26 protein-coding genes are annotated in these 25,060 nt (G+C 65.4%); 20 read left to right on the plus strand and 6 right to left on the minus strand.

Annotated features, from left to right (window positions below; genetic code table 11):
- Nucleotides 1-9: 9 nt before the first annotated feature.
- The 3 genes from DYZ14_RS12245 to DYZ14_RS12255 form a co-directional block, all read right to left on the minus strand.
- Complete coding sequence (locus DYZ14_RS12245; protein WP_154720934.1) at nt 10-825, minus strand: helix-turn-helix domain-containing protein; 816 nt, start codon at nt 823-825, stop codon at nt 10-12.
- The gene (locus DYZ14_RS12250) at nt 822-1,184 is read right to left on the minus strand and encodes a nuclear transport factor 2 family protein (RefSeq protein ID WP_154720935.1); all 363 of its coding nucleotides are present in this window, start codon (nt 1,182-1,184) and stop codon (nt 822-824) included. The genes DYZ14_RS12245 and DYZ14_RS12250 overlap by 4 nt, the downstream gene beginning before the upstream one ends.
- A 112-nt stretch (nt 1,185-1,296) precedes the next feature.
- The gene (locus DYZ14_RS12255; RefSeq protein ID WP_154720936.1) at nt 1,297-2,082 is read right to left on the minus strand and encodes a TSUP family transporter; all 786 of its coding nucleotides are present in this window, start codon (nt 2,080-2,082) and stop codon (nt 1,297-1,299) included.
- Between the two features lie 337 nt (nt 2,083-2,419).
- Here DYZ14_RS12255 and DYZ14_RS12260 point away from each other — a divergent pair, with 337 nt between their 5' ends.
- The 9 genes from DYZ14_RS12260 to DYZ14_RS12300 all read left to right on the plus strand — a co-directional run bounded on the left by DYZ14_RS12260 (nt 2,420) and on the right by DYZ14_RS12300 (nt 11,552).
- Nucleotides 2,420-3,832, plus strand: a complete 1,413-nt coding sequence (locus DYZ14_RS12260) for a sirohydrochlorin chelatase (protein WP_154720937.1) — start codon at nt 2,420-2,422, stop codon at nt 3,830-3,832.
- Nucleotides 3,833-4,003: 171 nt separating this feature from the next.
- Entirely contained in the window at nt 4,004-4,639 is a 636-nt protein-coding gene (locus tag DYZ14_RS12265) for a precorrin-8X methylmutase (RefSeq protein WP_154720969.1), read from the plus strand.
- Nucleotides 4,632-5,879 carry a precorrin-6y C5,15-methyltransferase (decarboxylating) subunit CbiE gene (gene cbiE / locus DYZ14_RS12270; protein WP_154720938.1) on the plus strand — a complete coding sequence of 416 codons (1,248 nt, stop codon included), beginning with the start codon at nt 4,632-4,634 and terminating at the stop codon, nt 5,877-5,879. The genes DYZ14_RS12265 and cbiE overlap by 8 nt, the downstream gene beginning before the upstream one ends.
- Before the next feature lie 241 nt (nt 5,880-6,120).
- Entirely contained in the window at nt 6,121-6,870 is a 750-nt protein-coding gene (cobI, locus tag DYZ14_RS12275) for a precorrin-2 C(20)-methyltransferase (RefSeq protein WP_154720939.1), read from the plus strand.
- Entirely contained in the window at nt 6,867-8,819 is a 1,953-nt protein-coding gene (gene cobJ, locus DYZ14_RS12280; RefSeq protein ID WP_154720940.1) for a precorrin-3B C(17)-methyltransferase, read from the plus strand. Before cobI ends, cobJ begins: the two co-directional genes overlap by 4 nt.
- Before the next feature lie 60 nt (nt 8,820-8,879).
- On the plus strand, nt 8,880-9,662 hold the full coding sequence (gene cobM, locus DYZ14_RS12285; protein WP_154720941.1) for a precorrin-4 C(11)-methyltransferase: 783 nt from the start codon (nt 8,880-8,882) through the stop codon (nt 9,660-9,662).
- A gap of 14 nt (nt 9,663-9,676) precedes the next feature.
- The gene (locus DYZ14_RS12290; RefSeq protein ID WP_154720942.1) at nt 9,677-9,973 is read left to right on the plus strand and encodes a DUF1905 domain-containing protein; all 297 of its coding nucleotides are present in this window, start codon (nt 9,677-9,679) and stop codon (nt 9,971-9,973) included.
- Between the two features lie 84 nt (nt 9,974-10,057).
- Nucleotides 10,058-10,513, plus strand: a complete 456-nt coding sequence (locus tag DYZ14_RS12295) for a GFA family protein (RefSeq protein ID WP_154720943.1) — start codon at nt 10,058-10,060, stop codon at nt 10,511-10,513.
- Nucleotides 10,514-10,589: 76 nt separating this feature from the next.
- Nucleotides 10,590-11,552 (plus strand): nucleoside hydrolase, encoded by a 963-nt coding sequence (locus tag DYZ14_RS12300; RefSeq protein WP_154720944.1) that lies wholly within the window; start codon nt 10,590-10,592, stop codon nt 11,550-11,552.
- On the opposite strand, the gene DYZ14_RS12305 is transcribed toward DYZ14_RS12300, so the two are convergent.
- Nucleotides 11,553-12,236, minus strand: a complete 684-nt coding sequence (locus tag DYZ14_RS12305; RefSeq protein WP_154720971.1) for a cobalt-precorrin-6A reductase — start codon at nt 12,234-12,236, stop codon at nt 11,553-11,555.
- Nucleotides 12,226-13,428, minus strand: a complete 1,203-nt coding sequence (locus DYZ14_RS12310) for a cobalt-precorrin-5B (C(1))-methyltransferase (protein ID WP_232365521.1) — start codon at nt 13,426-13,428, stop codon at nt 12,226-12,228. Before DYZ14_RS12310 ends, DYZ14_RS12305 begins: the two co-directional genes overlap by 11 nt.
- A gap of 20 nt (nt 13,429-13,448) precedes the next feature.
- Between DYZ14_RS12310 and cobA the strand changes: the two genes are divergently transcribed.
- The 5 genes from cobA (at nt 13,449) to DYZ14_RS12335 (ending at nt 18,149) form a co-directional block, all read left to right on the plus strand.
- A complete protein-coding gene (cobA, locus tag DYZ14_RS12315; RefSeq protein WP_154720972.1) occupies nt 13,449-14,291 on the plus strand; it encodes a uroporphyrinogen-III C-methyltransferase in 843 nt (280 codons plus the stop codon).
- A complete protein-coding gene (locus tag DYZ14_RS12320; RefSeq protein WP_154720945.1) occupies nt 14,288-15,595 on the plus strand; it encodes a cobyrinate a,c-diamide synthase in 1,308 nt (435 codons plus the stop codon). Before cobA ends, DYZ14_RS12320 begins: the two co-directional genes overlap by 4 nt.
- On the plus strand, nt 15,592-16,596 hold the full coding sequence (gene cobD / locus DYZ14_RS12325) for a threonine-phosphate decarboxylase CobD (RefSeq protein ID WP_154720946.1): 1,005 nt from the start codon (nt 15,592-15,594) through the stop codon (nt 16,594-16,596). The genes DYZ14_RS12320 and cobD overlap by 4 nt, the downstream gene beginning before the upstream one ends.
- Entirely contained in the window at nt 16,593-17,576 is a 984-nt protein-coding gene (gene cbiB, locus DYZ14_RS12330) for an adenosylcobinamide-phosphate synthase CbiB (protein WP_154720947.1), read from the plus strand. The genes cobD and cbiB overlap by 4 nt, the downstream gene beginning before the upstream one ends.
- Before the next feature lie 144 nt (nt 17,577-17,720).
- The gene (locus tag DYZ14_RS12335) at nt 17,721-18,149 is read left to right on the plus strand and encodes a L,D-transpeptidase (protein ID WP_154720948.1); all 429 of its coding nucleotides are present in this window, start codon (nt 17,721-17,723) and stop codon (nt 18,147-18,149) included.
- Between the two features lie 51 nt (nt 18,150-18,200).
- On the opposite strand, the gene DYZ14_RS12340 is transcribed toward DYZ14_RS12335, so the two are convergent.
- Nucleotides 18,201-18,929 carry a Crp/Fnr family transcriptional regulator gene (locus DYZ14_RS12340; RefSeq protein WP_154720949.1) on the minus strand — a complete coding sequence of 243 codons (729 nt, stop codon included), beginning with the start codon at nt 18,927-18,929 and terminating at the stop codon, nt 18,201-18,203.
- A 201-nt stretch (nt 18,930-19,130) separates the two neighbouring features.
- Between DYZ14_RS12340 and hemN the strand changes: the two genes are divergently transcribed.
- The 6 genes from hemN (at nt 19,131) to DYZ14_RS12370 (ending at nt 25,059) form a co-directional block, all read left to right on the plus strand.
- Nucleotides 19,131-20,480 (plus strand): oxygen-independent coproporphyrinogen III oxidase, encoded by a 1,350-nt coding sequence (gene hemN / locus DYZ14_RS12345; protein WP_154720950.1) that lies wholly within the window; start codon nt 19,131-19,133, stop codon nt 20,478-20,480.
- A gap of 105 nt (nt 20,481-20,585) precedes the next feature.
- On the plus strand, nt 20,586-20,864 hold the full coding sequence (locus tag DYZ14_RS12350) for an acyl carrier protein (RefSeq protein ID WP_003502893.1): 279 nt from the start codon (nt 20,586-20,588) through the stop codon (nt 20,862-20,864).
- A gap of 25 nt (nt 20,865-20,889) precedes the next feature.
- Nucleotides 20,890-21,363 (plus strand): 3-hydroxyacyl-ACP dehydratase FabZ family protein, encoded by a 474-nt coding sequence (locus tag DYZ14_RS12355; RefSeq protein ID WP_154720951.1) that lies wholly within the window; start codon nt 20,890-20,892, stop codon nt 21,361-21,363.
- Between the two features lie 104 nt (nt 21,364-21,467).
- Nucleotides 21,468-22,673 (plus strand): beta-ketoacyl-ACP synthase, encoded by a 1,206-nt coding sequence (locus tag DYZ14_RS12360; protein ID WP_154720952.1) that lies wholly within the window; start codon nt 21,468-21,470, stop codon nt 22,671-22,673.
- Between the two features lie 12 nt (nt 22,674-22,685).
- On the plus strand, nt 22,686-23,972 hold the full coding sequence (locus DYZ14_RS12365) for a beta-ketoacyl-ACP synthase (protein ID WP_154720953.1): 1,287 nt from the start codon (nt 22,686-22,688) through the stop codon (nt 23,970-23,972).
- Between the two features lie 58 nt (nt 23,973-24,030).
- Nucleotides 24,031-25,059 (plus strand): zinc-binding dehydrogenase, encoded by a 1,029-nt coding sequence (locus DYZ14_RS12370; RefSeq protein WP_154720954.1) that lies wholly within the window; start codon nt 24,031-24,033, stop codon nt 25,057-25,059.
- Nucleotide 25,060: the final 1 nt, after the last annotated feature.

Below are 25,060 nucleotides of genomic sequence, written 5' to 3' on the forward strand. Positions count from 1 at the left end.
GGGGGGGCTCTAGCTCCGCTCGCCGGGCGGACGGGGCATCGCCTTCAGGATCGCCGCCGTCTCCGCATTGGCGGGAAAGAAGGATTCGATCGCCAGTTCCGACAGCGTGATGTCGAGCGGCGTGCCGAATACCGTCGTCATCGACAGGAATGAAAGCACGCCTGCCTCGGTCTCGACCTCCAGCGGCACGGCGATGTCGCCGAGATCGCGCGGGACGCCCGCCATTGCCCGCCGCGTCGTCGGCGGTACCGGCAAGGCGATGAGCTCGTCCAGAAGCGCGCGCAGCACCGGGTCGCCGCTGGCGGCGATCTGCTGCTGCAGCCGCTCCAGCAGATGGTTGCGCCATTCGGCAAAGTTGACGATCCGGGGGGCGAGGCCATCGGGGTGGAGGCTGAGACGAAGCACGTTGACCGGCAGCGCAAGCAGCCCTTCGTCCTTGACCCCGGCAAGCAGGGGGGCAAGGGCCGCATTGGCGGAGATCAGCGTCCAGTGGCGGTCCACTGCGAGCGCCGGGAAAGGCTCGTGCCCCTTGAGAATAAGGTCGATGGCCTCCCGGGCGGCCATCAGGGCCGGATCGCCCAGCGATCTCTGGGCAAAGACCGGCGCATAGCCGGCGGCGATCAGGATCGGATTGCGCTCGCGCAGCGGCACGCCCAGCCGTTCGGTCAGATGCAGCAGCAGGTCGCGGCTGGGTGCCGCGCGCCCGCTTTCGATGAAGCTCAGGTGCCGCTGCGAGATTTCGGCGTCGAGCGCCAGGTCGAGCTGGCTCAAATGGCGGCGCCGCCGCCATTCGCGCAGGATGTCACCCAGGCTCCGGGCGGTCATGCGGCCGCCGGGACCTTGTCGAGGAAGCCGTTGACCTCTTTCAGCCGGCCGTCCTCGACGATGGCAAAGTCGGTTCCCTTGATCATATCGTCATTGTCGGTCGGGCCGAGCTTCCAGGAAAAGCGCAGGCGGTCGCCGTAGCCGTCCGCCGCAAGCAGGGAAAAGCGGAAGCCGGGGAAGCGGGGCTGGACGGCACTGACCAGTCCGTCGATCTCCGCATGGCCTTTTCCGGCCATCAGCGGATCGACATAGGTCGCGCCGTCGAGCCAGCTTTCCGCGATCAGCGCACGGCGCCGGGCGGCGTCGGTTTCGTTCCAGACGGCGATATAGCGTTCGGCGATGGTGTTTGCAGTGTCCATGATCTTGCTCCTTGTGGGTGCCCGGTTCGTCCAGGCAGCCCGATCATCGGCAAGGAGCGTCATAGCATCAATTACCTCGGAGGTAATCGCAGGGCGCTTTTCTCGCGGCGTCTCAGAAACCCGCCCACATCCGCACCGGATTGGTCGGGTCCATCAGCAGCTTGGTGGCGAGCGCCACGCAGGTGACGATCAGCAGCGGCTTGATCAGTTTGGCGCCGTTCTTCATGGCGAGCTTCGAGCCCGCCTGGGCGCCGAGGAACTGGCCGAGGCCCATCAGCAGCCCGACCTTCCACAGCACCACGCCGCTCGCCAGGAAGACGAGGAAGGCGCCGAGATTGGAGGAGAGGTTGAGGAGCTTGGTGTGGGCCGTGGCCTTCAGCATGCCGAAGCCGGCAAGCGAGACGAAGGCCAGCATGAAGAAGGATCCGGTGCCGGGGCCGAACACGCCGTCGTAAAAGCCGATCAACGGCACGAAGGTCAGGCCGAACAGGAAGGGCGTCATGCGCTGGTGGCGGTCGACGTCCGAGAGGTTGGGTTTCAGGGCAAAATAGAGCGCGATCGCGACCAGCAGGAAGGGCATCAGCGCCCGCAGCACGTCGCCCGGCACCACGGTCGCAAGCACCGCGCCCAAGGCCCCGCCAAGTCCGGCGAGCGCCGCCATCGGCAGTTGGCTGCGCAGGTCCACATGGCCCTTGCGGGCATAGGCGATCGTCGCCGAGGCCGCGCCGAACATCGATTGCAGCTTGTTGGTGCCGAGCGTCTGGAGCGGCGGTATGCCGGCGATCAGCATGGCCGGAATGGTGATCAGCCCGCCGCCGCCGGCGATCGAATCGATGAAGCCGGCAATAAAGGCGGCGAGAAACAACAGAAGCAGGCTCTGAAAGGCAAGTTCGACCACGATGACCCCGGCTAAGGCGGATGGGCAAGAAGGCGCAGTTCTGCACCATGTCGCGGGTCGGGGCAACACGCCGCAAACAGGATTGTGACACCCGGCCGTAACCTTCGCCGCATCCCACACACAATCCGGCGCAAACGGATTTGACCGCCCCTGTCGCCTTCGCTAAAGCTCTTGTCATGTGCGACGGCGCCTGTTCGACAGGCTGGAAATAGTCCGGTGCGGCCGACCCAAGCAGGGGGCCAAGTCCGGAGCTGTCCGTAAAGGCCATGGAGTCCACCCCTCGGGACGTGAGCTCTGGCGCTTCGTACATGAGGAAAACGAAGCAGGAGGCCTGTTCATGTCGGAAAAACTCGGAATCATGGTTTGCGGCCATGGCAGCCGTAACCAGAACGCGGCGCGCGAATTCGCCATCATCGCCGAGGCGTTGCGGGCGAGAAACCCCGACATGCCGGTGGAATACGGCTATCTCGAATTCTGCAATCCGGTGATCTCGGCCGGTCTCGACAAGCTGCGCGCCGAAGGGGTGACCCGCGTGCTCGCCGTGCCGGGCATGCTCTTTGCCGCCGGCCACGCCAAGAACGACATCCCTTCCGTGCTCAACACCTACCAGGCCCAGAACCCCGGCATGGTCATCAATTATGGCCGCGAACTCGGCATCGACCTGAAGATGATCCGCGCCGCCGGCGACCGCATCCAGCAGGCGGTCGATGCCGCCAATGCCGAACTCGGCTTCGTCGACAAACACGACACGCTGCTGATGGTGGTCGGCCGCGGATCGTCCGATCCGGACGCCAATTCCAACGCCACCAAGGTCATGCGCATGCTTTGGGAGGGCATGGGCTTCGGCTGGGGCGAGACCTGTTATTCGGGCGTCACTTTCCCGCTGGTCGAGCCGGGGCTCACCCATGCGGCCAAGCTCGGCTACAAGCGCATCATCGTCTTCCCGTATTTCCTCTTCACCGGCGTGCTGGTGAAGCGCATCTATTCCTACACGGACGAAGTGGCGGCGCGTCACCCGGAGATCCAGTTCGTCAAGGCGAGCTATCTCAACGATCACCCGCTGGTGCTCGACGCCTTCCAGGACCGGGTCAAGGAAATCCTCGAGGGCGCGGCGGTGATGAACTGCCAGATGTGCAAGTACCGCGAACAGGTTCTCGGCTTCGAGGCCGATATCGGCCAGCCGCAGGAGAGCCATCACCACCATGTCGAAGGCATTGGCGGCGGCCTGGAAAACTGTCCGTGCAAGGGCGATTGCGACGCCTCCTGCCGCGACCCCGATTTCTGCAAGGAGCACGGCTTGCCCTGGACGCCCGTTCATTCCCATGCCGAGCCGAACGACCTCGAGCCGGCCTTCGACTACGCGCCGTCGACCACGCTCGGCGGCAAGTATGGCCACCTGATGAACGCGGCTCCAGACGCCGAACTCGAGGCCGTGATGAGCGCGCCCTCGAGCGGCAAGCCGCATGTCCACGAGCACGGTCCGAACTGCGGCTGCGGCCACCACCATGGGCACGAGCATGGCCACGACGACCACCATCATGGCCATGGCCATGATCACGACGGTCACGCCCATGCGCACGGACGTAGCCACGGTGACGAGCACGGCCACGACCATGGTCACAGTCACGGCCATGACCACGATCATGCCGGCGGCCATTCCCATGATCACGGCCACCACGACCACCATCACGCCCCTTACCCGCATGCCGACCATCCGCTCGGCCCGAAGTCTATGCAGAAGAAGAAGTGATGGGGAAGGTGGCACAATCGCTGGCGGGCCTCTGCCCCTCATCCCCCTGCCGGGACCTTCTCCCCGTACTGACGGGGAGAAGGAGGTCGGGGCACGGGCGGTGCCATGCGTCCCTTCTCCCCGCGAGCGGGGAGAAGGTGGCGGCAGCCGGATGAGGGGCGGTTCATGACGATCCTCGACTACATCCGCGATCCCGCCGAGATCTATCGCCAGTCCTTCGAGACGATCCGCACGGAGGCGGATCTGTCACGGTTTTCCGGCGGCATGAGAAATCTGGCGATCCGCCTGATCCATGCCTGCGGCATGCCCGATCTGACCGACGACATCGCCTTTTCCGCCGGCGTCTTCGAGGCCGGAGCGGCGGCGCTGGCCAAAGGCGCGCCGGTGCTCTGCGATGTGGAAATGGTCCGCCACGGCATCATTCGCCGCCTGCTGCCGGCGGAGAATGAGGTGATCTGCCTGCTCAACGACGCGCGCGTGCGCCCCAAGGCCGAGGCGATCGGCAATACCCGCTCGGCCGCCCAGGTCGATCTGTGGGACGAGTATCTCGCCGGTGCCGTCGTCGCCATCGGCAATGCGCCGACCGCGCTCTTTCGCCTTTTGGAGCGGCTCGACGCCGGTGCGCCGAAGCCGGCACTGATCCTCGGCTTGCCCGTCGGTTTCGTCGGCGCCGCCGAAAGCAAGGACGCCCTGATCGCCGACAGTCGCGGCATTCCCTTCATCGCCGTTCGCGGCCGGCGAGGGGGGTCGGCCATGGCATCCGCCGCCGTCAACGCACTGGCCGGGGGGCTCGGCGCCAATGACTGACAGAACGGCCGAAATGACGCCCTGGCTCACCATCATCGGCATCGGCGACAACGGGCTTGCCAGCCTGACGCCGCAGGCCCAGGCGCTGCTCTGGCAGGCGGAAACGATCGTGCTGGGCGAACGGCTGGACAGCGTTCTGGAAGGCGCCCACCTGCCGGGCCTGAAGCGCATCCTCACCTGGAGTGCCGGCTTTCGCGAGACCCTTGGTGAGGTGCTGCGGATGCGCGGCACCCCGGTCACCATCCTTGCCACCGGCGATCCCATGCATTTCGGCATCGGCGCGACGCTCAGGCGATATGTTCCGATCGAGGAAATGGCCATCCTGCCGTCGCCTTCGGCCTTCTCGCTCGCGGCCGCGCGGCTCGGCTGGCCGCTGCAGTCGGTGGCGCAGATTTCCTTGCATGGCCGCCCGCTCACGCACTTGAACCGCCATCTTCTGCCGCGCGCCCGTATCCTCGCGCTGACCTCGGATGCCGCCACGGTAACCGCCGTCGCGGCCCTGCTGGTCAAGCGCGGCTTCGGCGCCTCGATGCTGTCCGTGCTCGAGCATATGGGCGGCGATGCCGAGCGGATCACCGTGATGACGGCGCAGCAGATGCTGGAAAACACGCCGCCGCTGTCCGACTTCAACACGCTGGCGATCGACTGTGCCTCCGAATCACCGCTGCTCTCGCCGGTGCCGGGCCTGCCGGACGAAGCCTTCCGTCATGACGGACAACTGACCAAGCGCGAGATCCGCGCCGTCACCCTGTCGCAGCTCCAGCCGTTTCCCAACGCGCTGCTCTGGGATGTCGGTGCCGGCTGCGGCTCGATCGGCATCGAATGGATGCGCACCGGCATGGCCACGCGGACCATCGCCATCGAGGGCAAGGCCGAACGTGTCGCGATGATCCGCGCCAATGCCGATGCGCTCGGCGTGCCGGATCTGGAGATCGTCGAGGGCGAAGCCCCGCAGGTGCTGGACGGGCTCGATCCTCCCGACGTCGTCTTCATCGGCGGCGGGATCAATCACGAAGGCCTGTTCGAAGCCTGCTGGGAGGCACTCGCGCCCGGCGGCCACCTGGTCGCCAATGCGGTTACGATCGAAGGCGAGGCGCGCCTTGCCGACCTGCGCGGCGCCTTTGGCGGCGAACTGATCCGCCTCTCGGTTGCCCGCGCCGCCCCGGTCGGCCGTTATTGCGGCTGGAAGTCGCTGATGCCGGTGACCATCTGGTCGGTGACGAAGGGGGAGAACGCGTGACCGTTTTCGCCTTTCAAGACCCCCTCTGGCCTGCCGGCCATCTCCCCCACAAGGGGGGAGAGACCCGTGCCGCCAACGTGCAAGGCGCCGGCCGGTCTCTCCGCGCTGACATTTCTTACTGGGCATTGACCTATGACCCTCTGAAGGCGCGAGCAGTGCCGCGTGCCTGTCTCCCCCCTTGTGGGGGAGATGCCCGGCAGGGCAGAGGGGGTATTTTTCAGAAGAGCGAGGGGCGATCCTCATGACCGGTAGACTCTACGGCCTCGGCCTTGGCCCCGGCGACCCCGAACTGATCACGCTGAAGGCGCACCGCATCCTGAGTGCTGCCCCCGTCGTCGCTTATCCGGCGCCCGATACCGGCCCGAGCTTTGCCCGGCAGATCGTCGCCGCCTATCTCAGCTTCCACCAGGTGGAAGTTCCGATCGTCGTTCCCATGCGGGTCGAGCGGTTTCCGGCGCAGGAGATCTACGACGAAGCCGCCGAGACGCTGTCGCGCCATCTTGATGCCGGCCTCGACGTCGCCGTGCTCTGCGAGGGCGATCCCTTCTTCTACGGCTCCTTCATGTACCTGTTCGAGCGGCTGTCCGGCCGCTACGAGACCGAGATCGTGCCCGGCGTATCGTCGATGATGGCGGCCGCCGCCGCCCTCGGGCGACCGCTGGCCGCGCGCAACGACGTTCTTTCCGTCGTACCCGGGCCGCTCGACGACGAGACGCTGAGGAGCCGGATCGAGGCCGCTGCCGCCGTCGCCATCATCAAGGTCGGTCGCCATTTTCACCGCATCCGCACGCTGATCGAGGCCATGGGGCTGACCGCTTGCGCCGGCTATGTCGAGCGCGTCAGCCTGCCCGAACAGCGCGTCCTGCCGCTGTCCGCCGTGGCGGAAGACGTCGCGCCCTATTTCTCGATGATCCTGATCTACAAGGGCGGGGAGGGCTGGAATGCATCACTTGCCGCCGCAACGGCCCGCCATAACGGAATGACCCCATGACTCTCGCATCAGAACCCGCCGTCGTCATCCTTTCCGAGGCGAGCCACGCGCTCGGCCGCAGGATTGCCGATGCGATCGGCGGAAAACTCCACGGCGCCCGCGCCCGCACTGCGGATGTCGACGTCGCCTTCGATGAGACAAAGGCGCATCTGGCGGCGCTCTTCTCGGCCGGCCGGCCGATCGTCGCGGTGATGGCCTCCGGCGCGCTGATCCGCATCCTAGCGCCGCTGCTCGCCGACAAGCACACGGAACCCGCCGTCGTCGTGGTCTCCGAGGATGGCGCCTCGGTCGTCCCGCTGCTCGGCGGCCACCATGGCGCCAATGATCTTGCCCGTAGCATCGCAGCAGCCCTCGATGCCCATGCCGCGGTGACCACCGCCGGCGACCTGAAATTCGGCGTCACCCTCGACCAGCCGCCGCAGGGCTATGTGCTCGCCAATCCGGCCGACGCCAAGGCGGTGATGGCGGAACTGCTGGCCGGGGCGAAGGCGCAACTCGTGATCTCCTCTCCCCAGCGGGGAGAGGGTGGCGCGATAGCGCCGGGTGAGGGGGCGGCACCCGACAAGGCCAGCCCATCGGCCCCCTCATCCGGTCCTTCGGACCACCTTCTCCCCGCCGGGGAGAAGGGAAACCCGCCGCTCGCCAGCTGGCTCATCTCCTCTCGCATCCCCTTCGCCGAGGACGGCACGGTCACGCTGACGGTCACCGATCGCCCCAAGCACGCCGGTCCGCTCGAACTGGTCTATCATCCGAAGACGCTGGTGCTGGGCATGGGTTGTGAACGCCATGCATCGAGCGAGGAAGCGATTGCGCTCGCCGAACAGGCTTTGGCGGACGGCGATCTGGCTTGGCAGAGCCTCGCCGCCATAGCCTCGATCGACGTCAAGGCCGATGAAACCGCGATCCACGATGTCGCCGCCCATTTCGGCGTGCCGGCCCGCTTCTTCCCCGCGGCACGGCTGGAAGAGGAGGTGCCGCGGCTGCAGAACCCGTCGGACGTCGTCTTTGCCGAGGTCGGCTGCCATGGCGTCGCCGAAGGTGCGGCGCTCGCCGGCGTCGGCCCGTCCGGCGACCTCGTCTTCCCCAAGATCAAGTCGAAGGGCGTGACCGCCGCGATCGCCCATAGTGCCGCGACCGTGGATCCAGCCACGATCGGCCGCGCGCGCGGCACCCTCTACGTCGTCGGCATCGGCCCCGGCGCCGACCAGTGGCGCTCGCCGGAGGTCTCGGCCATGGTCATGGCTTCCACCGATCTCGTCGGCTACTCGCTCTATCTCGACCTGCTCGGTCCGCTCGCCATCGGCAAGACCCGCCACGATTTCGACCTTGGCAAGGAGGAGGCACGCGTCGTCCATGCGATGGAACTGGCGGGCGCGGGCAAGACCGTAGCCCTCGTCTGCTCGGGCGATGCCGGCATCTATGCCATGGCGACGCTGGTGTTCGAACTGTTCGACAAGGGCGGCATTTCGGATGCGGCGTCGCGCATCGAAGTGCAGGTCTCGCCGGGCATTTCGGCGCTTCAGGCCGCCGCCGCCCGCATCGGCGCGCCGCTCGGCCACGACTTCTGCACCATTTCGCTCTCCGACCTGCTGACCCCCTGGGAGCATATCCAACGGCGGGTGAAGGCCGCGGGCGAGGGCGATTTCGTCATTGCCTTCTACAATCCCGTGTCGATGAAGCGCCGCACCCAGCTGGCTTACGCCCGCGACAAGCTGCTCGAATACCGCCCGGCCTCGACGCCGGTCATCCTCGCCACCAATCTCGGCCGTCCGGGCGAGCATGTGCGCACCGTGCCGCTCGGCTCGCTCAATGTCGACGATGTCGACATGCTGACGGTCGTGGTCGTCGGCTCGTCGGAGAGCCGCACGGTCACGACCGGTGACGGCAAGACCTGGGTCTATACCCCGCGCGGTTATTCGGGGAAGGCGGAGAGCGGGATGAAGGCATGAGCCGTATCGCCGCGACCGTCGGGTCCTTGGTAACCCGCGGCACAACTTGAGGACAGCGAAATGACCGTCTATTTCATCGGCGCCGGACCCGGCGCCCCGGATCTCATCACCGTGCGGGGCCTGAGGCTTATCGAGCGCTGCCCGGTCTGCCTTTATGCCGGCTCGCTGGTGCCGGAAGAGATCGTGCAGGCGGCGCCCGAGGGTGCGATCGTCAAGGACACGGCACCGATGCATCTCGACGCGATCGTCGCCGAGATGGAAGCCGCCCATGCCCGCGGCGAGGATGTGGCTCGAGTCCATTCCGGCGATCCGTCAATCTATGGCGCGATCGCCGAGCAGATGCGAAGGCTCGACGCGCTGAACATCCCTTACGACGTCGTGCCGGGCGTGCCGGCCTTCGCCGCCACCGCCGCGCGGCTGAAGTCCGAGTTGACGCTTCCCGAGATCGCCCAGACGGTGATCGTCACGCGCACCGAGATGAAGGCGTCCTCGATGCCGGAATTCGAGACGCTGGAGATCCTCGGCAAGTCGCGGGCGACGCTCGCCATCCACCTGTCGATCCGCAACCTCACCCATATCCGCGACACGCTGACGCCCTATTACGGCGAGGACTGCCCGGTGATCATCGCCTATCGCTCGACCTGGCCGGACGAACTCCTGATCCGCACGACGCTGAAGGACATGGCCGAGGAGGTGCGCAAGGCGAAGATCACCCGCACCGCCCTCATCATGGTCGGCAAGGTCTTCGGCCATGTCGAATTCCGCGACAGCGACCTCTACAATTCCGAGTTCTCCCACGTGCTGCGCAATGTGGGGAAGAAGAAAAAGAAGGCCGACGTGTAATCCGGGGGCAGGTGATGGAAGCCTGGGAATTCGAAGCCGATCTCTTCGAATACAACGGCAAGGGCTCCTGGCATTTCGTCACCCTGCCGGCGGATGTCGCCTTTGCCATCCGCTGCGCCACCGAGAGCAGCCGTTCCGGCTGGGGCATGGTGGCGGTGACGGCGGAAATCGCCAGCGTCGAATTCCGGACCTCGCTCTTTCCCGAAAAGGCATCGTCGAGCTACCTTCTGCCGGTCAAGGCCGCCGTCCGCAAGGCGGCACGACTGAAGGCCGGTGACAGCCTAAAGGTCAGGATCGCCCTCCTGCCGTGAGTTGCGATCCGATCTCGCGGTGGCGCGCCATTGTTCTTTCACGCCCGGACGCTATCGTACTGGCAAGAGACCAGGGAGAGTCCAATGACGTTGAACGGTGATGTGACGAGCGGCGGCTGCCGTGGCGGAAAGGTGCAGCTGAAGGTGAGGGGCCGGCCGGTGATGACCATGGTCTGCCACTGCACCGGCTGCCAGAAGATGACCGCGAGCGCCTTTTCGCTGAGTTCGCTCTATCCGGAAGACAATGTCGAGGTGAGCGGCCCCGAACCCGTGATCGGCGGCCTGCATGGCGATCTGCGCCACTTCTTCTGCCCGCATTGCCTGAGCTGGATGTTCACCCGCTTCGACGCCATGGGACCCTTCGTCAATGTGCGCTCGACAATGCTGGACGATTCGGCCGGCTTCACCCCATTCATGGAAACCTGCGTCAGCGAGAAACTGCCCTGGGTGCAGACGCCGGCCCGGCATAGCTATCCGCAGTTTCCGCCGATGGAGGACTTCCCGCGCCTGATGGGCGAATTCGCCGAAAGCGGCGGCTGACAGCTTGGCCATCCGGCGGCACATGCGCTAAGACAGGCACTTCGTTTTTTCATTGCAACAGCATTCCGGCGGTCACATGCACAAGGTCATTTTCGATACGGATCCCGGCGTCGACGACGCCATGGCGCTGCTCTTCCTCCACCATCATCACGAGATCGATCTTGTCGGGATCACCACCGTGTTCGGCAATGCGTCGATCGAGACGACGACCCGCAACGCGCTGTTTCTGAAGCGCGAGTGGAAGATCGATTCTCCGGTCGCCCGGGGTGCCGGCGAGACCTTCATTCCGCATCGGGTCAGCCACGAGCCGCCGAAATTCATCCACGGCGACGACGGGCTGGGCAATATCGGCGTGCCGGATGTCATCGACCTGCCGCTGGACCCGCGCCCGGCCCATCGTTTCATCGTCGAGACGATCCGCGCCAATCCGGGCGAGGTGACGCTGGTCGCCGTCGGCCGCATGACCAACCTCGCCAATGCGCTGAAGGAAGATCCGGGCATCGTCGACCTGGTCAAGGAAGTCGTCATCATGGGCGGCGCCTTCGACGTCAACGGCAATGTCACGCCGGCGGCCGAGGCCAATATCCACGGCGATCCGGAAGCCGCCGACATGGTCTTCACCGCCAACTGGCCGGTGGTGATCGTCGGCCTCGACGTGACGACGCAGACGGTCATGACCCGCCGGCAGCTCGCCGACATCCGCGATGCGGCCGGCACCAGCCGCGCCCGCCTGCTGTTCGACCTGTCGCAGTTCTACATCAAGTTCTACGAGAGCCGCGTGCCGGACGGCATGGTGGTGCATGACAGCTGCGCCTGCGCCTATGTCGTGGCACCGCACCTGTTCAAGACGCGGTCCGGTTCGGTCCGCGTGGTCTGCGGCGGCATCGCCGACGGCCAGACGATCCAGAAGCCGGATTATATGGGTTTTGGCCCGAGCGTATGGGATCACCTGCCGAGCCAGAAGATCTGCACGGGCATCGACGCCAAAAGCGTGCTGACGCTGATCCACGATACGATCGTGGCGGTGAAGGAGGACTGATCAGCGGCCGAGGATGATAACCGGCAGGCCCATCTCCCGCGCCGCGACGATCTTGCCGTAGCTCGCGGCACCTCCCGAATTGCGGCAGACGAGATGGGTGATGCCATGTCTCGCGAACAATGCGGCCTCGTCTGCCGGATCGGCCGACGGCTTGCCGAGGATCAGCGTATGGTTGGAAAACGGCAGCGGTTCGGCCGGCGCGTCGACCATGCGGATGACGAAGCGGCAGTCGGTGCGGTGCAAGAACGTGTCGAGATATTGGCGCCCGAGCGCCAGGAACACGGTCGCGCCGGCCGGCAGCGCCTGGGCGGCCTCCTCGAGCGATCCGACCTCCCGCCAGCGATCACCACGCACAGGCTCCCATCCCGGACGAACCAGATGTTCGAGCGGCACGCCCGTCTCCGCCGTCGCTCGGATCGCGTTTTCCGAGATGCGTCGGGCAAAGGGGTGTGTGGCGTCGATCACGCGCGAAATGCCTTGTTCTCGGATATAGGCCGCCAATCCCGCCGCGCCGCCGAACCCGCCGATGCGCACCTCGCCGGGCGGCAGGACGGGGCTGGTCGTGCGACCCGCAAGCGAGGTGACCACGGCGACGTCGCCGCGCGCCACGAGCTGCTCCGCAAGGGCCGCCGCTTCGGCGGTGCCGCCGAGGATCAGCACTTTCGGCTTGGCGTCAGGCGGCACGGGCAATGATCTTCCCCTGACGATCCGTGACGATCACGTCGACTTCGACCGGCGCGCCGCGCAAGGTAGCGATCGCTGTCGCGCGCGCGGCGCGGGCAACCGCGGAGGCCACGTCGATTTCATTTTCATTCGCTAATTCAAGTATTTCTAATGCGGTATTCGCGTGAAGCATTCGCTGCCGAACAGGCTCGGCGAGCACAGCCCCTTCGACCAGCGATATTAGTGCCGCATTGTCCACCTGGCTGCGGGACGAATGCAGGTCGAGCGCGCCTTGGGCCAGCTTCGCCATCTTGGCGAAGCCGCCGGCAATGGTCAGCCGCGGGACCGGATGCACCCGCAGATATTTGAGCAGGCCGCCGGCGAAATCGCCCATGTCGAGCAGCGCGCCATCCGGCAGGTCGTGGAAGACCTGCGCCGCCTTTTCCGATGTCGAGCCGGTGGCGCCCAGCACGTGTTGCATGCCCTCGGCGCGGGCGACGTCGATGCCGCGATGGATCGAGTGGATCCAGGCCGCGCAGGAGAAGGGATGCACGACGCCGGTGGTACCGAGCACGGAGAGCCCCCCGACGATGCCGAGCCGCGGGTTCCAGGTTTTTTCCGCGATCTTGTCTCCGCCGGGGATCGACACGGTGATCTCGACATCGGCCGGCAGATCGTGCTGCGCGCAGAGTGCCTCGACCTCGGCCGTCATCATCGCGCGCGGCACGGGATTGATGGCCGGTTCGCCGACGCCGATCGGCAGGCCGGGCCGGGTCACGGTGCCGACGCCGTCGCCGGCGGCAAAGCGGATACCGCTTCCGGGCGCAAGTGCACGCACCGAGGCGACTACGGTTGCTCCATGCGTCACATCCGGATCATCGCCGGCATCCTTGACAATGCCTGCCATCGCATAACCGTCGCCAAGCGCCTCGAGCGCAAGCGCGAAGGCCGGCTCCTCGCCGCGCGGCAGGCGGATCGTCACGGGATCCGGGAACTCGCCGGTGATCAGCGCCGTCAGCGCCGCCTTGGTGGCTGCCGTCGCGCAGGCGCCCGTCGTCCAGCCGGTCCGGAGCGGTCCTTCGGGCTTGGCGATGCGGCCTTCGTCGGCCGCGGGCGCGTCGGTTTTGTCGGGTTGGCTCATGGTCCCGTTATAGGCGAGCGCGAGGCCATCCGGAAGCGCCGTCAGCGGCCTTCGCGATTGCAATTTCGCCATGCGGAGCCTAGAGCATGTCCATGAGTTTCAATCCCTTTTCCAAGCTTGCGACGATCATGCCCGGCCATGTCTGGCTGGCGGGCGCGGGCCCGGGCGATCCCGGCCTGCTGACCCTGCTCGCCGCCAAGGCGCTGGGCGAGGCGGACGTGATCGTCCACGATGCGCTGGTGAACGACGAATGCCTGAAGCTCGCCCGGCCGGGCGCGCTTCTCGAATATGCGGGCAAGCGCGGCGGCAAGCCCTCGGCCAAGCAGCGCGATATCTCGCTGCGCCTGGTCGAACTCGCCAAGGCCGGCCACCGGGTTTTGCGTCTCAAGGGCGGCGACCCTTTCGTCTTCGGACGCGGCGGCGAGGAAGCCCTGACCCTGATCGACCACGGCGTTCCCTTCCGCATCGTGCCCGGCATTACCGCCGGGATCGGTGGGCTTGCCTATGCCGGCATCCCGGTCACCCACCGCGAGATCAATCACGCCGTCACCTTCCTGACCGGCCATGACAGTACCGGCGTCGTACCCGACCGGATCGACTGGGACGCCATCGGCCGCGGTTCGCCGGTCATCGTCATGTATATGGCGATGAAGCATATCGCCACGATCAGCGCCCATCTGATCGCCGCGGGCCGCTCTCCCGACGAGCCGGTCGCCTTCGTCTGCGATGCCGCGACCGCCTCGCAGCAGGTGCTGGAAACCACGCTCGGCCGAGCGGAGGCCGACGTGCTCGCCTCCGGGCTCGAACCGCCGGCCATCGTCGTCGTCGGCGAGGTGGTGCGGCTTCGTCCCTCGCTCGATTGGCTGGGCGCGCTGTCCGGCCGCAAGCTGCTGCCCGATCCTTTCGCCTCCGACGCCAAGAAGGACAGCGCATGAACGGCCTGCTGATCGCAGCGCCGTCATCCGGCTCGGGCAAAACGACGGTGACGCTCGGGCTCTTGCGGGCGCTGAAGAAGCGTGGCGTGTCAATCGCGCCGGCCAAGGCCGGTCCTGACTATATCGACCCTGCCTTCCATGCGGCTGCAAGCGGAGAAACCTGCCTCAATTTCGATCCCTGGGCCATGCGGGACGGCTTGCTGCGCGCCAATGCCGCCGGCCAAGCGGCGCAGGGCAGGGTGCTGGTGGTCGAGGCGATGATGGGCCTGTTCGACGGTGCTGCGGACGGAGAAGGATCGGCTGCCGATCTTGCCGCACTCCTTGGCCTGCCCGTCGTGCTGGTGGTCGATTGCGCCAAGGCGTCCCATTCGGTCGCCGCCCTGGTCAGCGGCTTTGCCAATTTCCGCACCGACACCCGCGTGGTCGGCGTCATCCTCAATCGCGTCGGCAGCGACCGCCACGAGACCATGCTGCACCAGGCGCTGACCGGCATCGCCATGCCGGTGCTCGGTGTGGTGCGCACCGATCCCAGCCTGCATCTGCCCGAGCGCCATCTCGGCCTGGTCCAGGCCGGCGAGCATGGCGAACTCGAGGCCTTCATCGAGCGCGCCGCCGCCGTCATCGAGCACGGCTGCGATCTCGACGCGCTGCTGCACGCGGCGGAAGCTTCGCCCCGCGCTGTCGTTTCACCAGCCGTGGCTCCATTGCCGCCGCTCGGCCAGAAGATTGCCGTCGCGCGCGACATCGCATTCGCCTTCTCCTACGCCCATATCCTGCGCGGGTGGCAAGAGGCGGGGGCGGAGATCGCCTTCTTCTCGCCGCTTGCCGACGAGGCGCCGGCGCCCGATGCCGACGCGATTTACCTGCCGGGCGGATACCCGGAACTGCATGCCGGAACGCTGGCCGCCGCCGCGACCTTCCGCACCGGCATGCTGGACGCCCATATGCGCGGCGCAAGGATTTTTGGCGAGTGCGGCGGCTACATGGTGTTGGGCGACGCCCTGATCGATGCCGAGGGCGCCGTCCATCCCATGCTCGGTCTCCTGCCGCTGGTCACCAGCTATTCAACGCGCAAGCGCCATCTCGGCTATCGCCGCATCACGCCGGTCGACGCCACATTCTTCGCCACGCCGATGACGGCGCACGAGTTCCACTATGCCTCGATCGTGTCGGAAGGCGCCGCCGATCGGCTGTTCGCCGCCGAAGACGCGCTCGGCACGTCGCTCGGAGACGTGGGCCTCCGGCGCGGCAATGTCGCCGGCTCCTTCATGCACCTGATCGACATCCGGGACGGTGCTGCATGAGCGGCAGGATCGTCCATGGCGGCGGCATCGGCGCGGCGGCGGCGCTCTATGGCGGACGGCCCGAGGACTGGCTGGATCTGTCGACCGGTCTCAATCCCTGTCCGCCGGCCTTGCCCGCCATCCCCGACCGCATCTGGCACCGCCTGCCGGACCAGGACCTGCTGAACGAAACGCGTCACGCCGCCCGGACCTTCTATGGCACCAGTGACATCCTGCCGCTTCCCGTTCCCGGCACGCAATCGGTGATCCAGTTGCTGCCCAGGCTCGCCGATCGGGAGAGGCGTGCCGCGATCCTCTCGCCGACCTATGGCGAATATGGCCGCGTGCTCTCGGCCAGCGGCCTTACGGTCGATGCGGTGGCGACGTTAAACGATGTCGATCCCGGCTCCGGGCTGGTCGTCGTCGTCAACCCCAACAATCCGACCGGCAGGCTGCATGCGCCTGCTGACCTTCTGTCTCTGGCCGACCAGCTGGCCGGGCAGGGCGGGTTCTTCGTGGTCGACGAGGCCTTTGGCGACTGCACGCCGGAGACGAGCCTCGCCGGCGCTGTCTCGACGCGGCCGAATCTCATCGTCTTCCGTTCGTTCGGCAAGTTTTTCGGCCTGGCCGGTTTGCGCCTCGGCTTCGTGATCGCCCAGGATGGTATCCTCGAGCGCTTTGCCGATTGGTTGGGGCCGTGGGCGGTGTCCGGTCCGGCGCTTTCGGTGGCCAATGATCTGCTGTCGGCCGATCCGCAGCCGCTTCGCCGGAAAATCGCTGATCGTCGGGCGGGGCTCGGGCAGGTGCTCGCAGATGCAGACTTGCGCGTCGAAGGCGGAACGCCGCTCTTCGCCCTTGTCACCGACCCCCGCGCCGCCGAACTGCATACGCATCTTTGCCGGGCGCATATCCTCACCCGCAAGTTCGACTACGCGCCGACGTGGTTGCGCTTCGGGCTGTCACCTGACCCGGTATCCGACCAGTGGCTGGCGGCGGCACTCGCCACGTGGAGCAAAGGATGACGGTCTGGATCCTCGCTGCACTTTTTGGCGCGCTCGTTCTGGACCGTATCGTCGGCGATCCGCCCGCGCTCTGGGCGCGCCTGCCGCATCCCGTCGTGCTGTTCGGCCATGCCATTGCCTTCTTCGACCGCCGGCTCAACCGGGACACGCTCGCACCCGTGACGCGGCGGCGCAATGGTGTGATGGCGATCCTGCTGCTGTTGGCCCTGTCGGTAGCCATCGGCCTCATGCTGTCCGGTCTTCTTCGTGCCCTCGGTTTCGTCGGCTTTGTTCTCGAACTTCTGGTCGTCGCCATATTCCTCGCCCAGAAGAGCCTTGGCGACCATGTCGCGGCCGTGGCTCTGGGCCTGCGGACCGACGGGCTGAAAGGCGGACGACGCGCGGTCTCGATGATCGTCGGTCGCGATCCGCAGGCGCTCGATGAACCCGGGGTCTGCCGCGCGGCGATCGAGAGCCTGGCGGAGAATTTCGCCGATGGCGTCGTGGCGCCGGCGCTCTGGTATGCGCTCGCCGGTCTTCCCGGCATTTTCGCCTACAAGATGCTGAACACCGCCGATTCGATGATCGGCCACAAGAGCGACACGTACCGGGATTTCGGCTGGGCCTCGGCGAGGCTTGACGATCTCGCCAACTGGCCGGCCGCACGCCTGTCCAGTCTGCTGATCGCCGCGGCGGCCTGGCTGCGGCAGGGCGTGCCCGCCGCGCGGCGTTCGCTGTCGGTGACCTTGCGCGATTCCGGCCTGCATCGCTCACCCAATTCCGGCTGGCCTGAAGCGGCGATGGCCGGGGCGCTGGATATCCAACTGACCGGCCCGCGCATCTATGGCGGCGAGCGCGTCAGCGAACCGATGATCAACGGTTCCGGCCGGCCGGTTGCCACGCCCCGCGACATAGAGGCGGGCGTCGAGCTGTTCTATATGAGTTGCACTGTGCTGATAGTTGTGACCGGGCTTGTGCTGGCCGTCGCCCTGCTCGTCTAGAGGTCGCGGCGTCGGCCTGCGGAACATATTCCGTTAAAACAATCTTTTCCGTGTCGCTTAATCGCATTTATTCGAATTTATACTATGATGCCCCGGTAAACAGCCGCCTTGGGGGGCGGAGAACAAGGAAACTGGGGGAATATCATGCGTAAACTGCTTCTGGCCGTTTCGGCCTCCTTGTGCCTGCTGGTTCAGCCGATGGTGGCCTCGGCCAGCAATCTCGTCGCCAGCATCAGCATTTCCAATCAGACCATGACGGTCACGCAGAACGGCGTCGTCAAGCATCGCTGGAAGGTCTCGACCGCCCGCAAGGGTTACGTCACCCCGCTCGGCAACTACCGCGCCAAATGGGCCTCGAAGAACCATCGTTCACGCAAGTACGACAATGCGCCCATGCCCTATGCGATCTTCTTCCACGGCGGCTATGCGGTCCACGCCACCTATGATCTCAAGCGCCTCGGCCGGCCCGCCTCGCACGGCTGCGTGCGGCTGCATCCCGACAATGCGGCGCAGTTCTTCTCCATGGCGACGCACAACGGCTTGAAGAACACCAAGATCATCGTCACGCGCTGACGGGAATTTCGGGGAAGTGGAATTGATACAGCGCGCCGGACCGTCGGCGCGTCAGTCGTTGCCGGCTGCGTAGCGGAGGCGGCGCATTTCGGGAACGATCACATGGCGATTGTTCTCGATGACGATGATGTTGTCCTTGCGCAACTTGGTCATCTGTCGGCTGACGGTCTCGATGGTCAGGCCGAGGAAGTCGGCAATGTCGGCGCGTGACAGGGGCAGATCGAAGGTGGTCGAATTGCCGTTCCGCTCCGGATCGATATGGGTGGCGATCAGGTAGAGAAAACTCGCCACCTTTTCCTGGGCCGTCTTGCGACCGAGCGTCAGCATCCAGTCGCGGGCTTCGTCGAGTTCCTTGAGCGACTGCGAGTGAAGCTTGCGCTCCAGGTTCGGTGCCTCGGCGACCATGCGATCGATGATCGGGCGGGGAAAACAACAGATCTCTGTTTCCGTCGCCGCTTCCGCCGTCACCGAACTCTCGGTGAGGAACGGCCGGCCGAGAAAGTCCGGGGCGAACTGCAGGCCGACGATCTGCTGACGACCGTCCGCCATCATCTTCGACAGCTTGACGACACCGTTCAAGATATTGCTGTAGCTGCCGACGTTTTCACCCTGGCCGATGACCTCGTTGCCAGCTTCGACCTTGCGGCGCGTGGAATGCTTGTTGAGTTCGGCGAGCTGGGCGGAGCTCAACGTGGCGCAAATGCCGCCATTACGAGCCTCGCAAGCCTTGCAGACGGCCGGAGCTTCGCATTCGCCTATGTGTTTCTTATGTGCGTCCATGATTTCGCCCCCGTCTGACGCCAATCTGCCCTTAGGTCAAGTCTCGATTTCACTCGTCCTGGTCCTTATCGACAACGCACGCGACAGGTGCATAGGGACTGCACGACAAATCTATCAAGAAATTGATCGAAGTCAAAGGCGCTCTGCAGTCGAAGCGTTACCAACATGTCTAGGATGACTTTCAGAAACGCGGCGTATGACATGCAAAACTCCCTGCTGGCCAAGTATTCCGGCTCCGTTCCACGTTACACCAGCTATCCGACGGCGCCGCATTTTCATGAGGGTGTGCACTGCGGCAAATATGCGCAGTGGCTGGGCGAACTCGGCAGCCAACACGATTTGTCACTCTATGTTCACATTCCCTATTGCGATCGCCTCTGTTGGTTCTGTGCCTGTCACACCAAGCACACGCTGAAATACGAGCCGATCGAGACCTATCTTGCCTCGCTCAAGAAGGAGATCGCCAAGGTCGGCAGCCTGGTCAGCCGCGAGGCGAAGGTGAGCGGGCTGCACTTCGGCGGCGGTTCGCCGACCATGTTGAAGCCACAGGACATGATCGACCTGATGAAGGCCTTTCGCGAAGCCTTCGATTTCCGTGACGATGCCGAGATCAGCGTCGAGATGGACCCCAACGATCTGGACGAGCCGCGCTATGATGCCCTGGCGGCGATCGGCATGACGCGTGCAAGCCTCGGCGTGCAGGACTTCGATCCCAAGGTGCAGAAGACCATCAACCGCATCCAGACCTTCGAACAGACGAAATCCGTGGTGGACGCGGTGCGGGCGAGGGGTGTTCACTCCGTCAATTGCGACATTCTTTATGGCTTGCCCTACCAGACGATGGAAACGCTGGAGGCGACGGTCGACGACATCGTCTCTTTGTCGCCCGACCGAATCGCACTCTTCGGCTATGCGCACGTGCCATGGATGAAGAAGCACCAGACGATGATTCCGGAAGAGGCGCTGCCCGACGTCGAGATGCGCTTTGCCCAGATGACCCGCGCCGCCGACATGCTGGTCGCTGCCGGCTATGAACCGATCGGCATCGACCATTTCGCCAGGCCCGACGACCGCCTGGCGGTCGCGGCGCGCAACGGCAAGCTGCGTCGTAACTTCCAGGGCTACACCGACGATGCCGCAGAAGCCCTGATCGGCTTCGGCGCCTCTTCGATCGGGCAATTGCCGCAGGGCTATGTGCAGAACATGCCGGCCACGGGAGAGTATCAGCGGTTGGCGGATACCGATGGCTTGACCGTGGTGCGAGGCATCGAACTGACCGACGACGATCGGCTGCGCGCCCATGTGATCGAGCAGATCATGTGCGGCTTCGCCTTCTCCTTCGCCACCGTGCGCAAGCTCTATCCCGGCATCGGTGAGACGGTGATTGCCGAAGCGCGGCAGTACGCAGCCTCGAATCCGGACGGCATTTGCGAAATCGTCGCCGACGAGTTCCGCCTCACCGAAGCCGGCAAACCGTTTGCCCGCAGTGTCGCCGCGGTTTTCGACAGCTATCTGGCGACCGGAAAGGGCCGCCATTCGATTGCTGTTTGAGCAACACTTCGGCAGCAATTTTCTTAGGCGGCCAAACTTACCATTGGCATTTGGAAACGTTTTCCCTATGTGGAACCAAGATTCTCGATACATGAGGTAATTGGCGTGACCGCTACATTCGACAAAGTTGCCGACATCATTGCTGAGACGAGCGAAATCGATCGCGAGACGATAACGCCGGAAAGCCATACGATCGACGACCTTGGCATCGACAGCCTGGACTTCCTCGACATCGTCTTTGCGATCGACAAGGAATTCGGCATCAAGATCCCGCTCGAGCAGTGGACCCAGGAAGTCAACGAAGGCAAGGTTTCGACCGAGGAATACTTCGTCCTGAAGAACCTCTGCGCCAAGATCGACGAACTGCGGGCAGCCAAGGGCTGAACCGCCGGCAGGGCGAAGGTCTTTCATGCTGCTCGAATATTTCCAGATGATCGACAAGGTCGAGGCCGTTGACCTCGACCGCGGCACGTTGAAGGCCCGCTCCGTCGTGCCGGAAAAGAGCCCGGTTTTCGAAGGCCATTTTCCCGGCATGCCGCTCGTTCCGGGCGTCCTCTTGATCGAGACCATGGCCCAGGCCTCCGGCATGCTCGTGCTTGCCGTCAAGGATTTTTCGGCCATGCCGTTCCTCATGTCGGTCGACGGCGCCAAGATGCGCGCTTTCGTCGAACCGGGCGCTGTGCTCGAGATCGAGGCCGAGCTCGAACATGACGGCTCCGGTTTCGCCGTGACCAAGACGAAGATCGTTTCGGCCGGCAAGAAGATCTGCGACGCGCAGCTGAAGCTGCGAACCATGCCATTCAGCGAAGTGCCGCTGGCCGATATCGTGCGCAAGCGCGCCGGGGAAGTCGGCCTGATGGACGCCATCGCCGCCGCCCGCTAAGACTGCGGCATCGGAGCGCCCGGCTCTGAGACCTTTATTCTGATGGATGCGAGCCCGCATAAGGGTTCGATGCGCTGGCCGTGTCGCCGGCGAGAGGACAGCAAATGATCAAGAAGCCGAACGATGTGGTGATCACCGGAGTTGGCATCGTAACCTGCCATGGCACCGGCAAGGAGGCGCATGTGGCGCTCCTGTCTTCCGCCGTGGCGCCGCCGCCGGTGCTCGAGATGGAAAAGTTCAAGCCCTATCCGGTGCACCGCCTGCCGGAAATCGACTGGTCGCAGCAGATCGCCAAGCGCGGCGATCAGCGGCAGATGGAGAACTGGCAGCGCCTCGGCGTCTATGCAGCCGGGTTGGCCCTCGATGACGCCGGCATGAAGGACGACCTGGACGCGTGCGGATCGATGGATCTGATCGTGGCGGCTGGCGGCGGCGAGCGCGACATCGCGGTCGACAGCCTGATCGTCGACGAGGCGCTGAAGCGCAATGACCGCGAGCGCCTGCTGATCGAGAAGCTGACCACCGAGCTGCGCCCGACGCTGTTCCTTGCCCAGCTCTCCAACCTCATGGCCGGCAATATTTCCATCGTCCACAAGGTCACCGGCTCGTCGCGCACCTTCATGGGCGAGGAATCGGCCGGCATTTCGGCGATCGAGACGGCCTTTTCCCGCATCCGCGCCGGCCAGTCGACGCACACCCTGGTCGGCGGCGCCTTCATCGCCGAACGTGCCGACATCCTGCTTCTGGTCGAAGGCATCCAGGCCCATTCGACCGGCGAATGGAAGCCCTTGTGGTCGCGGCAGTCGGGCGAGGGCGGCGGCATGGTCCTCGGCACGGTCGGCGCCTTCCTCATGCTGGAAAGCCGGGCCCATGCCGAAGCGCGCGGTGCCCATATCTATGCGGTTCTCGAAGCTGTCGAAGGCGACCGCGGCAAGCGGGACGAGGGCGGTCTGGAGAAGCGGCTCGGCCGCCTGGCCAAGCTCGCCGACGACGTAAGCGCCGCAGACACGGTGGTGTTTTCCGGTTCAAGCGGCCTGCATGACCTGGCCGTGAGAGAACAGGCCGTGCTGGCGGAAAAATTCCCCGGCATGCCGGTCCGCGGCTACGGCGGCTCGACCGGCCACGGGCTTGAGGCCCAGTTCCCGCTCGGTCTGGCGCTTGCGGCGCTCGCCATCGATTCCGGCGCGAAGGTGCCGCCCTTCGATCCGGCGCACGAAGCCGCCATGACCGCGCCCGCCCGCCACGCCGTCGTGACCACGGTCGGCTATACGCGCGGCGAGGGCATCGCCCTCGTCTCGGCCGATGCGTGAGGAGTTGAGAGCATGACTGACAACCGTTTCAAAGACCATCTCGGCCGCCCGATCGTCGCCGTCACCGGCATGGGCGTCATCACCTCGCTCGGCCAGGGCCTCTCCGACAACTGGGACGCGCTGACGTCCGGCAAGTCCGGCATCCACTATATCAATCGCTTCGACACCGAGGGCATGTCGACCCGCATCGGCGGCACCGTCGACTTCATCGACATTCCGGCACCGAATTCGGTCGAGCGCTCCTACGCCATGGCGCGCGAAACCACGATCGAGGCGCTGGCCCAGGCCGGCCTCACCGGCGACTTCAACGGCCCGCTCTTCCTCGCCGCCCCGCCGGTCGAACCCGAATGGGCCGACCGCTTCGCCCTTGCCGAGCGCTCGCCGCCGGCCAGCCATCCCGGCGACGCCTATGAGCGCTTCCTCACCGCCATGCGGCAGAAGGCCGATCCGGTGTTCCTCGAGGCCGTGCAGTTCGGCTCGATCTCGGAACGGCTCGCCGACCGCTTCGGTACGCGCGGCCTGCCGGTGACGCTGTCGACCGCCTGCGCCTCCGGCGCCACCGCCATCCAGCTCGGCGTCGAAGCCATCCGCCAGGGCCGCACCGACCGGGCGCTGACCATCGCCACTGACGGTTCCGTCAGCGCCGAATCGGTCATCCGCTTTTCGCTTCTGTCGGCGCTCTCGACCCAGAACGACCCGCCGGAAAAGGCCTCCAAGCCGTTCAGCAAGGATCGCGACGGTTTCGTCATCGCCGAAGGCGCGGCCACGCTGGTGCTGGAATCGCTGGAATCAGCCATCGCCCGCGGGGCAATCGTGCTCGGCATCGTCCAGGGCTGCGGCGAAAAGGCCGACCATTTCCACCGCACGCGCTCCTCGCCGGACGGCGGCCCGGCGATCGCCACCATCCATGCGGCCCTCGATGATGCCGGCCTTTCCGAAGGCGCGATCGGCTACATCAACGCCCACGGCACCTCGACGCCGGAAAACGACAAGATGGAATACGGCGCCATGCTTGCGGTGTTCGGCGAGCGCTTGAAGAGCATTCCGGTCTCGTCCAACAAGTCGATGATCGGCCACACGCTGACGGCGGCAGGCGCGGTCGAGGCGGTGTTCTCGATCCAGACCATGCTGACCGGCACGCTGCCGCCGACCATCAACTATACCAATCCGGATCCGGCGATGGAACTCGACGTGGTGCCGAACGTGAAGCGCTCGGCCAATGTCTCGGCCGTCCTGTCGAACTCGTTCGGCTTCGGCGGGCAGAATGCCAGCCTTGTCATGACGCGAGAACCGGCTTAAGCGACGGATCGAATTCCAGTCACCGTGAAATGAACGCCTTGAGGGCGAGGAAAGACCAATGCGCGCACTGCAACTCGTCGAAGACCGCAAGCTCGAAATCGTCGATCTTCCGGAGCCGGAAGCACCGGGCCCCGGTGAAGTGACGCTTCGCGTCAAGGCCGTGGCGCTGAACCACATCGACGTCTGGGGCTGGCGCGGCATGGCATTTGCCAAGCGCAAGATGCCGCTCGTCATCGGCGCGGAAGCCTCGGGCGTCGTCGAGGCGATCGGCCCCGGTGTCGGCAACATCCTGCCCGGCCAGCTCGCTGCCGTCTATGGCGCGCGCACCTGCGGCCTGTGCAAGCCCTGCCGCGAGGGTCGCGACAATCTCTGCGAAAACGTCTCGGGCGTGCACGGCTTCCACCTCGACGGTTTCGCCCAGGAAAAGATCAATCTGCCGGCCCGCCTTCTGGTGCCGGCCCCTCCGGGCGTCGATGCGGTCGCGGCCGCCCTTGCTCCGGTCACCTTCGGTACGGTCGAGCACATGCTGTTCGACAATGCCAAGCTCGAACCCGGTGAAACCATCCTCGTCCACGCCGGAGGCTCGGGCATCGGTACGGCGGCGATCCAGCTCGCCAAGAAGATCGGCTGCACCGTCATCACCACCGTCGGTTCCGACGACAAGATCGAGCCCGCCAAGGCGCTCGGTGCCGATCACGTCATCAACTACCGCACCGACCGTTTCGAGGGCGTGGTGCGCAAGCTCACCAAGAAGAAGGGGGTCGACGTCGTCTTCGAACATGTCGGCAAGGACACCTGGGCCGGTTCCATGCTGTGCCTGAAGCGCGGCGGCCGCCTGGTCACCTGCGGTTCGACGTCCGGCGTCTCGACCGACATGAACCTGATGATGCTGTTCCAGCAGCAGCTGAAGCTTTTGGGCTCGTTCGGCTGCCGGATGGAGAACATGGCGAACGCCATGCAGAAGATGGCGCGCGGCATCGTCCATCCCGTGATCGACACCGAGGTGCGTTTCGAAGACATCGACCGGGCCCTGTCGCGCATGGAAGGCCGCCAGGTGTTCGGCAAGATCATCCTCAGGATGGATTGAG

The sequence above is a fragment of the Ciceribacter sp. T2.26MG-112.2 genome (assembly GCF_900492205.1).
Lineage (GTDB): Bacteria > Pseudomonadota > Alphaproteobacteria > Rhizobiales > Rhizobiaceae > Allorhizobium > Allorhizobium naphthalenivorans_A.